This is a genomic window from Streptomyces cahuitamycinicus (assembly GCF_002891435.1).
GTDB lineage: Bacteria > Actinomycetota > Actinomycetes > Streptomycetales > Streptomycetaceae > Streptomyces > Streptomyces cahuitamycinicus.
Genome location: NZ_POUC01000273.1, coordinates 1 through 10,992, shown reverse-complemented (window position 1 = coordinate 10,992; position 10,992 = coordinate 1). Strand labels below are relative to the sequence as shown.

The 10,992-nt window shown below is 69.9% G+C and carries 9 protein-coding genes; 5 read left to right on the top strand and 4 right to left on the bottom strand.

The window, feature by feature from the left end; translation table 11 throughout:
- The 4 genes from C1J00_RS28985 to C1J00_RS28970 all read left to right on the top strand — a co-directional run.
- The coding region (locus C1J00_RS28985; RefSeq protein ID WP_102911962.1) for a tetratricopeptide repeat protein at positions 1-865 on the top strand (865 nt) is incomplete at its 5' end.
- Positions 866-1,487: 622 nt separating this feature from the next.
- On the top strand, positions 1,488-2,120 hold the full coding sequence (locus C1J00_RS28980) for a DUF6230 family protein (RefSeq protein WP_102911961.1): 633 nt from the start codon (positions 1,488-1,490) through the stop codon (positions 2,118-2,120).
- A gap of 118 nt (positions 2,121-2,238) precedes the next feature.
- Entirely contained in the window at positions 2,239-2,802 is a 564-nt protein-coding gene (locus tag C1J00_RS28975) for a DUF6114 domain-containing protein (protein WP_102911960.1), read from the top strand.
- Positions 2,792-4,159: a chromosomal replication initiator protein DnaA gene (locus C1J00_RS28970; RefSeq protein WP_102911959.1), complete on the top strand. Its 1,368-nt coding sequence runs from the start codon at positions 2,792-2,794 to the stop codon at positions 4,157-4,159. Before C1J00_RS28975 ends, C1J00_RS28970 begins: the two co-directional genes overlap by 11 nt.
- A 102-nt stretch (positions 4,160-4,261) precedes the next feature.
- Here the strand turns inward: C1J00_RS28970 and pyk are convergent, their stop codons facing one another.
- The 3 genes from pyk to pta form a co-directional block, all read right to left on the bottom strand.
- Positions 4,262-5,689, bottom strand: a complete 1,428-nt coding sequence (gene pyk, locus C1J00_RS28965) for a pyruvate kinase (RefSeq protein WP_102911958.1) — start codon at positions 5,687-5,689, stop codon at positions 4,262-4,264.
- 74 nt (positions 5,690-5,763) lie between these two features.
- Positions 5,764-6,978, bottom strand: coding sequence for an acetate kinase (locus C1J00_RS28960; protein ID WP_102911957.1), 1,215 nt, complete (start codon positions 6,976-6,978; stop codon positions 5,764-5,766).
- Positions 6,975-9,077 carry a phosphate acetyltransferase gene (pta, locus tag C1J00_RS28955; protein ID WP_102911956.1) on the bottom strand — a complete coding sequence of 701 codons (2,103 nt, stop codon included), beginning with the start codon at positions 9,075-9,077 and terminating at the stop codon, positions 6,975-6,977. Before pta ends, C1J00_RS28960 begins: the two co-directional genes overlap by 4 nt.
- A gap of 223 nt (positions 9,078-9,300) precedes the next feature.
- On the opposite strand from pta, the gene C1J00_RS28950 reads away from it, so the two are divergent.
- Positions 9,301-10,326, top strand: a complete 1,026-nt coding sequence (locus C1J00_RS28950; RefSeq protein ID WP_102911955.1) for an ATP-dependent 6-phosphofructokinase — start codon at positions 9,301-9,303, stop codon at positions 10,324-10,326.
- Here the strand turns inward: C1J00_RS28950 and C1J00_RS28945 are convergent.
- A complete protein-coding gene (locus tag C1J00_RS28945; protein ID WP_245936548.1) occupies positions 10,323-10,976 on the bottom strand; it encodes a helix-turn-helix domain-containing protein in 654 nt (217 codons plus the stop codon). The genes C1J00_RS28950 and C1J00_RS28945 overlap by 4 nt on opposite strands.
- Positions 10,977-10,992: the final 16 nt, after the last annotated feature.

Genomic DNA, 10,992 nt, shown 5'->3' with positions numbered 1-10,992 from the left:
GGGCGGGGCGGGGGCGATCTCCCCGGCCGATCTCGTCATCGACGTCGACGAGGCGGGTTTCGAGACGGACGTCCTGCAGCGTTCCGCCGAGGTGCCCGTCGTCATCGACTTCTGGGCCGAGTGGTGTGAGCCCTGCAAGCAGCTCAGCCCGGTCCTGGAGCGGCTGGCCGTCGAGTACAACGGCCGCTTCCTGCTCGCCAAGGTCGACGTCGACGCCAACCAGATGCTGATGCAGCAGTTCGGCATCCAGGGAATCCCCGCGGTGTTCGCGGTCGTCGCGGGTCAGGCGCTGCCGCTCTTCCAGGGAGCGGCGGGCGAGGCGCAGATCCGGCAGACCCTGGACCAGCTGGTGCAGGTCGGCGAGCAGCGCTTCGGCCTGACCGGTCTCACCGTCGACGCCGAGGCCGACCCGGGCGGCGTCCCGGCGGCTCCCGAGCGGCCGGCCGGCCCGCACGACGCGCTCCTGGAGGCAGCCGTGCAGGCGCTCGACTCGGGCGACCTGTCCGGTGCCGTCCAGGCGTACAAGAACGTACTGAACGAGGACCCCGGCAACGAGGAGGCCAAGCTGGGCCTCGCCCAGGCCGAGTTGCTCCAGCGGGTGCAGGGTGTCGACCCGCAGCAGGTGCGCCGCGACGCGGCCGACAAGCCGGCCGATGTGCAGGCGCAGATCGCCGCCGCCGACCTGGATCTGGTGGGCGGTCATGTCGAGGACGCCTTCGGCCGGCTCATCGAGACCGTGCAGCGCACGGTGGGTGACGACCGCGACACCGTACGGATGCGACTGCTGGAGCTGTTCGAGGTCGTCGGGCCCGACGATCCCCGCGTGATCGCGGCGCGCAGGGCGCTGGCGCGGGCCCTGTTCTGACCAGTCGTTAAACACGCGGGCGTGTGGTGCCCGCGTGAAAAGTTTGCCGAAAGAGGGTCACTGCGGCCGCGCTTTACCAAATCTTGGTAAACGCGGCCGCTGTTACTGCGAGTAAGTCACTGGCGTTGATCTGTCGGATTCTGTCCATTGATCAACAGCTTTGTACCGCCGTCCGGCGCCACCCTGTGTCGTCGGCCGAGACCGATGGGTCGTTGTTCGGTTATCCGGCCGTTACTAGCGAGTAACGAACCCCCTTGTGCGGGCGGCGAGAATGCACCACGATCGGCCACGCTCGGTCCAATCCCGTACCCCGGCAGCCGGTTGGGTCACGGGACGTCCTGGGTCCCCACCGAGCAGAGCCGGCGGCAGTGGCGCCGGCTCTTGGACAGGGGGGTCTTCGCCCTTCCGGCGAAGCCTGTCCAGCAGGGTTGTGCGTGATGCGTGTCAGGCGCGACCAGTGGTTGTGTCGCTCGGGGGTGATCGCCGGTGATTCGGGCGCAGTTGCGCCGCCGAGTGCAGGCGCTCTCCTTCCCGAGGACGTAGCACTTCTCCCATCCCTGCCCGGCGAGCCGTCAATCGGGGCGAGCCAGGACAGGAGATGTACGTCCGAGAAGGAGGAAATATGGAGTCCCAGGTGCGTGGCGGGACCAGATGGAAGCGGTTCGCTGTGGTCATGGTGCCCAGCGTCGCCGCCACGGCTGCGATAGGTGTCGCCCTCGCGCAGGGCGCTCTCGCCGCGTCGTTCAGTGTCTCCGGGCAGTCGTTCAAGGTCACGACCGACCAGCTCGTCGGTACGGGCTTCTCGCAGTACGGCGCCCTCGACGAGGGTTACACGATGGACGGCAAGAAGGCCGTCCACCCGGTCGCCGTCTCGTCGTTCAAGCAGGCGACGATCAAGAACCTGTGCCAGTCGGTCGTCACCCCGAACATTCCGGTGCTCGGGAACGTCAGCCTGATCCTGCGTGCGGGTCAGGGTGCGGAGCCGGTCAAGGCCCAGAACCTCTACATCGATGTCGCCGATCTCAGCGCCGACGCGACGTTCGAGAACATCGACATCGGTGTGGCCGCCAAGGACGCCACCAAGGGTCCGGCCATGCGTAAGGGCGAGACGTCCAACCCGTACGGCTTCGCCCAGCAGGCGGACAAGGCGACCCTGACCGACGTGAAGCAGACGGCGTGGGCGACCACTGCCGGAACCTTCAAGCTCAGCGGCCTGAAGATGTCGCTGTCGACGGGTGTCAAGGAGTGCTACTAAGCACTCGATGACGGGCGGGGGAGCCGGTGGCGCCCCCGCCCGTCCACCTTCCGGCCGCGCCTTCACGCGGGGCCCACATCACCACCACAGCAACGCTGTACCAGGGAGCTGTTTTTCCATGAGCGCCGAGACCCCTGCCGCCACCGGCCAGTTCACCGTCCGGAGGCAGCAGTTCCGCGCCTGGCGGGGTGAGCGGCCGTTCTGGGCCGGGATGTTCGTCCTCCTCAGTGGACTGCCCATCGCCTACTTCCCGTACGCGAACCTCCAGATCGGTCACCTGACGCTGGCGATGGCGACCACCGCGGGTGCCGGGTCCCTGATCATCGGCGTGCTGCTCGTCGTACTGGGCGTGAGCCTCTGGTTCCAGAAGCACGTCCGCGTCTTCGCGGGAGTCGCGGCCATCCTGCTGGCGCTGGTGTCCCTCCCCGTGTCGAACCTGGGCGGCTTCCTCATCGGCTTCCTCCTCGCCATCGTGGGCGGGGCGATGGCCGTGGCCTGGGCGCCGGGCGCACGTCCCGCGGGACAGTCCGCCGCCATGGCCGACACCGGCACGGGCGGGACTCCCGAGGCAACGGACCACGAAACCACGGTGCTGCGGCCCGTGGGCGGAGTGGACGAGCCGAACGATCTGTCAGGAACGAACCCGGCCAACGGGGCGAACGGGAGGCACAGTGCCGGCTGACGAGGTGACCCACGGGGCTGATGTGGGGGCGTCCCGTGTGAGAACCGGGCCGCGCCACGCGGCACCCAAGAAGCCGCTGTTCACCAGGTTCAGCAGGCCCACCGGCAAGGCGATAGCCATGGCGGCGATGCCGACGGCGGTGCTCATGGGCATGGGCTTCACGTCGACGCTCGCCATAGCCGACAGCGACACCCCGGCGGCGCCGACGTCGAAGAGCCTGACCGCCGACGAGTACAAGGACTGCGTGGCGGCCCTGGAGGACTCCGAGAAGGATTCCGAGGGCGACGAGTCCGCCTCGCCCACGCCGTCCCCCTCGGCGAGCGACGGCGCGACGGACGAGAAGGACGACCAGGGCGACACGGCCCCGAAGCCGTCCCCCTCGGGTGGCACGGACGCGAGCAACGGCGGTTCCTCCTCGTCGGATTCAGGTGCCGACGACGAGGCCGAGCCGAAGCCGAGCCCGTCCACGAGCGCGCCCGCCACGGGCGACGACGCGCCCGCCACCCCGTCCCCCTCGCCGTCCGAGAGCGGCGGCAACGTGCTGGAGGACATCGGCGACGCGATCGGCGGCATCTTCGACGGCGGGAACAAGGGCGAGGCGAGCCCGAGCCCGACCCCGTCCGCCTCGGCGTCGCAGAGCACCGAGAAGCCGGCCGAGGACGCCGCCGGCGCCGTGAAGGACAACGCCGAGAAGGCCGCCGGCACGGTCGAGGACACCGTCAAGGACACCACCGGCAAGGCGTCCGACACGGTGAAGGACACCGGCAAGACGGTGGAGGACACCACCAAGGCCGTCGAGAAGGCTGCCGAGGAAGCGGCGGAGAAGGCGAAGGAGGCCACCGCCTCGCCGAGCCCCTCCCCGAGCGCCAGCACGGACCCCGACGACTGCCCGGCCGCCACCGACGCCGAGGGCGGCGTCGACAACAAGGTGCCGCTGCCCGACGACCCGTGGTTCCTCAACGCCAGCTCGCTGACGCTGAAGGGCGCCGACTACCAGGGCGTCGTCGAGGTGCGCACCGCCAACGGCACCGTCAAGAAGGTTCTGAAGTACGTCATATCGGGCGGCACCGACATCGGTGACCTGCACCAGACCGTCAAGGACAAGCAGTCCGGCAAGACCTACCACGTGCAGGCGGCCAAGGGCTCGACGTCCACGATCCGCGACGGCGACACCGTGATGTACACGGAGAGCATCTCCGGCAACCTGCTCGGGCTGATACCGATCACGTTCGACCCGGAGCACCCGCCGCCGCTGAACATCCCGCTGATCTACTTCACCAACGTGAAGGTGCAGCAGGCCGGCCAGTTCGGCGGGACCCTGCACGTGCCGGGACTGCACAACTTCGTCACCGACTGAGGGCCCCTCAGAGCCCGTTCGGGAGCCGTACACACCGAGGCGCCCCCTGGACCCAGGGGGCGCCCTCGGTGGCGTGTGCGGGCCTTCACGGCCCTTCGCGGATCAGCGCTTGCTCTCGCCCAGGTGGTGGACCCGCACCATGTTGGTGGTGCCGGGCACACCGGGGGGTGAACCGGCGGTGATGACCACGATGTCGCCCTCGTTGAAGCGGTTGAGCTTCACCAGCTCCTGCTCCACCAGGTCGACCATCTCGTCGGTGCTGTTCACGAACGGCACCACGTGCGGCTCCACGCCCCAGCTCAGCGCCATCTGGTTGCGGGTGCCCTCGTCGGTGGTGAAGGCGATGATCGGCTGGACCGCGCGGTAGCGCGAGAGACGGCGGGCGGTGTCGCCGGACTGCGTGAAGGCCACCAGGCCCCGGCCGCCGAGGAAGTCGGCGATCTCGCACGCGGCCCGGGCCACCGAACCGCCCTGCGTGCGCGGCTTCTTGCCGGGCACCAGCGGCTGCAGGCCCTTGGACATCAGCTCCTGCTCGGCGGCGGCGACGATCTTCGACATCGTCTTCACGGTCTCGATCGGGTACGCGCCCACGCTCGACTCGGCGGACAGCATGACCGCGTCGGCGCCGTCCAGGATCGCGTTGGCCACGTCGGAGGCCTCGGCGCGGGTCGGACGGGAGTTGGTGATCATCGACTCCATCATCTGGGTCGCCACGATCACCGGCTTGGCGTTGCGCCGGCACAGCTCGATCAGGCGCTTCTGCACCATGGGGACCTTCTCGAGCGGATACTCGACGGCCAGGTCACCGCGGGCGACCATCACACCGTCGAACGCCATCACGACGTCCTCCATGTTCTGCACCGCCTGCGGCTTCTCCACCTTGGCGATGACCGGGACGCGGCGGCCCTCCTCGTCCATGACGCGGTGCACGTCCTGGACGTCCTTGGCGTCCCGGACGAAGGACAGCGCGACCAGGTCGCAGCCCATGCGGAGGGCGAAACGGAGGTCGTCGATGTCCTTCTCGGACAGCGCGGGCACGTTGACGGCCGCGCCGGGCAGGTTGATGCCCTTGTGGTCGGAGATGACGCCGCCCTCGATGACGATCGTCTTCACCCGGTGGCCCTCGACCTCGGTGACCTTCAGCTCGACGTTGCCGTCGTTGATGAGGACCTGGTCGCCCTTGGTGACGTCGCCGGGCAGGCCCTTGTAGGTCGTCCCGCAGATCGTCTTGTCGCCCGGGACGTCCTCGGTGGTGATGGTGAACTCGTCACCGCGCACCAGCTCCACGGGGCCCTCGGCGAAGGTCTCCAGACGGATCTTCGGGCCCTGGAGGTCGGCGAGGACACCGATGGCCCGGCCGGTCTCCTTGGCGGCGGCGCGGACACGGTCGTACCGGCCCTGGTGCTCGGCGTGCGAGCCGTGGCTGAAGTTGAAGCGGGCCACGTTCATGCCGGCTTCGATCAGCGCGACAAGCTGATCGTGGGAGTCGACCGCGGGGCCGAGAGTACAGACGATTTTCGAACGGCGCATGGGGGCGATCCTATCGGTTTGTTTCCCAGCGGAATATTCCGTCTGGCGGAAAATACAAAAGGGCGGGAGGCCGCTCAGGTGTGATTCCCCGAACCAATTACCAGCGCGTAGGTCTGTGTCGCGATCTCCAATTCCTCGTCGGTAGGCACCACCGCCACCGCGACCCGGGCGCCCTCGGGCGAGATCAGCCGGGCCTCGTCCCCGCGCACGGCGTTCCGCTCACCGTCCACCGCCAGGCCCAACTCCGCCAGGCCCGCCAGGGCGGCCGCCCGCACGGGAGCCGCGTTCTCACCGACACCGGCGGTGAAAGCCACCGCGTCCACCCGCCCGAGCACGGCGTAATAGGCGCCGATGTACTTCTTCAGCCGGTGAATGTAGATGTCGAACGCCAGCTCCGCCTGCTCGTCGCCCTCGTCGACGCGGCGGCGGATCTCCCTCATGTCGTTGTCACCGCACAGACCGATCAGACCACTCTTCTTGTTGAGAAGAGTGTCGATCTCGTCGGCGGACATTCCACCGACACGCATCAAATGGAAGATGACGGCCGGGTCCATGTCTCCCGAGCGCGTACCCATCACGAGCCCCTCCAAAGGCGTCAGCCCCATGGAGGTGTCCACACAGCGACCGCCCCGCACGGCCGAGGCGGACGCCCCGTTGCCCAGGTGCAGCACGATCACGTTCGTGTCGGCGGGGTCCCTGCGCAGGAGCTCCGCCGTGGCCCGGGAGACGTAGGCGTGCGAGGTGCCGTGGAAGCCGTAGCGGCGCACGCGGTGCTCGTCGGCGGTCCGCACGTCGATGGCGTAGCGGGCGGCCGACTCCGGCATGGTCGTGTGGAACGCGGTGTCGAACACGGCGACCTGCGGCAGGTCGGGCCGCAGCACCTGGGCCGTGCGGATGCCGGTGAGGTTGGCCGGGTTGTGCAGCGGGGCCACCGGGATGAGGCGTTCGATCTCGGCTAGCACCGCCTCGTCGATCATGGTCGGCTCGGTGAAGGTCCTGCCGCCGTGCACCACCCGGTGCCCGATCGCGGCCAGTTCGGGCGAGTCCAGTCCGAGGCCGTCCCTGGCGAGCTCCTCGGCGACGGCCTTCAGCGCGGCATCGTGGTCGGCGATCGCGCCACCGCGCTCGCGGCTCTCACCGCCCGCCGGGGTGTGCTTGAGTCGGGAGGTCTGCTCACCGATGCGTTCGACCAGCCCCACCGCCAGCCGGCTGCTGTCGCCCATGTCGAGCAGCTGGTACTTCAGCGACGAGGAGCCGGAGTTCAGGACGAGGACACGGGACGGGCTCACTGGGTGGTCGCCTTCTCGCTCGGGGCCGGGGCGGGGGACTGGGCCTGGATCGCCGTGATGGCGACGGTGTTCACGATGTCCGAGACCATGGCGCCCCGGGACAGGTCGTTGACCGGCTTGCGCAGACCCTGGAGCACCGGGCCGACGGCGATCGCGCCGGCCGAGCGCTGCACGGCCTTGTAGGTGTTGTTGCCGGTGTTCAGGTCGGGGAAGATCAGCACGCTCGCCTGCCCGGCGACCTCGGAGCCGGGCAGCTTGGTCGCCGCGACCGACGGCTCCACCGCGGCGTCGTACTGGATCGGGCCCTCGATCTTCAGATCGGGCCGGCGCGAGCGGACCAGCTCGGTGGCCTCGCGCACCTTGTCGACGTCGGCGCCGGAGCCGGAGGTGCCGGTGGAGTACGACAGCATCGCGATCCGCGGCTCCACGCCGAACTGCCCGGCCGTGGTGGCCGACTGGATGGCGATGTCGGCGAGCTGCTCGGCGTCGGGGTCCGGGTTGACCGCGCAGTCGCCGTAGACGAGGACCTTGTCGGCCAGGCACATGAAGAACACCGACGAGACGATGTCGGCGTCCGGCTTCGTCTTGATGATCTCGAAGGCCGGCCGGATGGTCGCGGCCGTGGAGTGCACCGAGCCCGACACCATGCCGTCGGCGAGGCCCTCCTGGACCATCAGCGTGCCGAAGTAGTTCACGTCCGAGACGACGTCGTAGGCCAGCTCCACGGTGACACCCCGGTGGGCGCGCAGGGCCGCGTACTGCTCGGCGAAGGCGTCCCGCAGCTCGGAGGTCGCCGGGTCGATCAGCCGGGACTCGCCGAGGTCGATGCCGAGGTCCGCGGCCTTCTTGCGGATCTGGTCGACCGGGCCGAGCAGGGTCAGCTCGCACACGCCCCGGCGCAGCAGCACCTCGGCGGCGTGCAGCACGCGCTCCTCGGTGCCCTCGGGCAGGACGACCCGGCGCAGGTCGGAGCGGGCCTGCTCCAGCAGCTTGTGCTCGAACATCATCGGGGTGACGCGGTCGCTGCTCGGCGCGGAGACCCGGTGCGCCAGCTCGCCGGTGTCGGCGTACCGCTCGAACAGCCCGAGGGCTCGCTCGGCCTTGCGCGGGGTGGCCGCGTTGAGCTTGCCCTCCAGGGAGAACAGCTGCTCGGCGGTGGGGAAGCTGGTGCCCGCCACCGAGAGCACCGGGGTGCCGGGTGCGAGGCGGTCGGCGAGGGTCAGGATGTCGTCGCCGGGCACCTCGTCCAGGGTGAGCAGCATGCCGGCTATCGGCGGCGTACCGGCGCTGTGCGCGGCGAGGGAGCCGACGACCAGGTCGGCGCGGTCGCCCGGGGTGACGACGAGGCAGCCGGGGGTCAGGGCGCCCAGGAAGTTCGGCAGCATCGCGCCGCCGAAGACGAAGCCGAGCACGTCCCGGGCGAGCCCCGAGTCGTCGCCGAGCACCACCTTGGCACCGAGGGCGTGGCCGATCTGCGAGACGGTCGGCGCGGACAGGGCCGGCTCGTCGGGCAGGACGTAACAGGGCACGGACAGCCGGGAGTCGAGCTGGCCGGCGATCTCGTCGCGGTCCTCGCGGGCCACCCGGTTGGCGACCATGGCGAGGACGTCGCAGCCGAGGGTGCCGTAGGCGCGGTAGGCGTTGCGCGTCTCGGCGAGCACCGACTCGACGGTCTGCTTGCGGCCCCCGACGACCGGGATCACGGACGCGCCGAACTCGTTGGCCAGCCGGGCGTTGAGCGACAGCTCGTCCGGGAGCTGGGTGTCCGCGTAGTCGGTGCCGAGGACGAGCACGACGTCGTAGTCCCGGGCGACCAGGTGGAAGCGGTCGACGAGGGTGGACACCAGCTCGTCGGTTCCGGCCTCGGCCTGGAGGGCGGACGCCTCGTGGTAGTCCATGCCGTAGACGGTCGCCGGGTCCTGGGTGAGCCGGTATCGGGCGCGCAGCAGCTCGAAGAGGCGGTCGGGCCCGTCGTGGACCAGGGGGCGGAACACGCCCACCCGGTCGACCTGCCGGGTGAGGAGCTCCATGACCCCCAGTTCGACGACCTGGCGTCCGTCGCCGCGGTCGATGCCGGTCACGTACACGCTGCGGGTCACGCGCGCTCTCCGTTTCGTCTCGGATGGGGGTACGTCTCTTGCCCCACTGCTGTCCAGCCCGGGGCACAAAAATCGCCCACCGAGGTGAGCAGAACCCTCTTGACAATACCTCTGCCGATATATAAGGCGCCCATCGCAGTCGGGTGCCGCACACCGCGCTGTGGAGCGTGAAACAATCGGCAGTGGCTCACCGGTGTCAACAGCGAGCAGGAGACACAGCACGATGCGTATCGGAGTTCTCACCGCAGGCGGCGACTGCCCCGGCCTGAACGCCGTGATCCGATCGGTCGTGCACCGGGCGGTCGACAACTACGGCGACGAGGTCATCGGCTTCGAGGACGGCTACGCGGGCCTGCTCGACGGCCGCTACCGCAGCCTCGACCTGGAGTCCGTCAGCGGCATCCTCGCCCGCGGCGGCACCATCCTCGGGTCGTCCCGCCTGGAGCGCGACCGGCTCCGCGAGGCCTGCGAGAACGCCTCCGACATGATCCACGAGTTCGGCATCGACACGCTGATCCCGATCGGCGGCGAGGGCACGCTGACGGCCGCGCGCATGCTGAGCGACGCCGGCCTGCCCGTCGTGGGTGTCCCGAAGACGATCGACAACGACATCTCCTCCACGGACCGCACCTTCGGCTTCGACACCGCGGTGGGCGTCGCCACCGAGGCGATGGACCGGCTGAAGACCACCGCCGAGTCCCACCAGCGGGTGATGGTGGTGGAGGTCATGGGCCGGCACGCCGGCTGGATCGCCCTGGAGTCCGGCATGGCGGCCGGTGCGCACGGCATCTGCCTGCCGGAGCGGGCGTTCGACCCCGCCGACCTCGTGAAGATGGTCGAGGAGCGGTTCTCCCGCGGCAAGAAGTTCGCGGTGGTCTGCGTCGCCGAGGGCGCCCACCCCGCCGAGGGCTCCATGGACTACGGCAAGGGCGCCATAGACAAATTCGGCCACGAGCGCTTCCAGGGCATCGGCACCGCCCTCGCCCACGAGCTGGAGCGGCGCCTCGGCAAGGAGGCCAAGCCGGTCATCCTCGGCCACATCCAGCGCGGCGGCGTGCCGACCGCCTACGACCGGGTCCTCGCCACGCGGTTCGGCTGGCACGCGGTGGAGGCGGCGCATCAGGGACGGTTCGGCAGGATGACCGCCCTGCGCGGCACGGACATCGTGATGGTCCCGCTCGCGGAGGCCGTGACCGAGCTGAAGACGGTGCCGAAGGACCGGATGGACGAGGCGGAGTCGGTCTTCTAGCCGGTCCCGGGGCCGGACTCGTCCTGGAGCTTCGTCCAGAAGTGCTCCACGATCCGGTCGAGGAAGTCCTGGCCGGCCCCGCCCGCGTCACCGCTGCCGCCGCCCCAGCTGAGGGTCGCGGCCATGTGCCCCTGGTAGTCCTCGTGCAGGCTCCGCAGGGCCTCCTCCAGGAACCGCCGGTCCAGGGGCACGAGTCTGGCCACCGGGCGGACGTAGGCCTGCCAGCGGGTGGTGGCGGCGCGGCGCAGCAGATCGCCGAGCTTGGCGTCCCGGCCGGTGACGGTGACGAAGTCGGGCAGGCCGAGCCCCAGCAGGTCGGCGAGGGCGGCGGACTGACGGTCCGTGCCGCGCCAGGCGTCGGTCTCCTCCATGCGCAGGTACGCGTGCACGTCGTGTCCCACGGCCCGGGCCACGTCCTCCGGGGCGAGGCAGCGGGCGATGCGGTGTTCGCGCAGGGTACGCGGTCTGCCGATGAGTTCGGTGGGCGAGCACCACAGCACGCCCGCCAGCGCGGTGAGTTCGGAGTCGGTCGGGGCGGCGGCCCCGCGTTCCCAGGCCATCACATGGTCCGGGGTGATGTGGGGATGCCCGTACGAGACGCGCATGCCGTGGGCGACGTGCTCGGGTGCCATGCCGAGGGCCGCGCGCAGCCCTGTCTCTTATACA

Coding starts and splice junctions, on each gene's coding strand:
- C1J00_RS28950 (WP_102911955.1), top strand. CDS start 9,301: ATGCGTATCGGAGTTCTCACCGCAGGCGGCGACTGCCCCGGCCTGAAC.
- pyk (WP_102911958.1), bottom strand. CDS start 5,689: ATGCGCCGTTCGAAAATCGTCTGTACTCTCGGCCCCGCGGTCGACTCC.
- C1J00_RS28975 (WP_102911960.1), top strand. CDS start 2,239: ATGAGCGCCGAGACCCCTGCCGCCACCGGCCAGTTCACCGTCCGGAGG.
- C1J00_RS28980 (WP_102911961.1), top strand. CDS start 1,488: ATGGAGTCCCAGGTGCGTGGCGGGACCAGATGGAAGCGGTTCGCTGTG.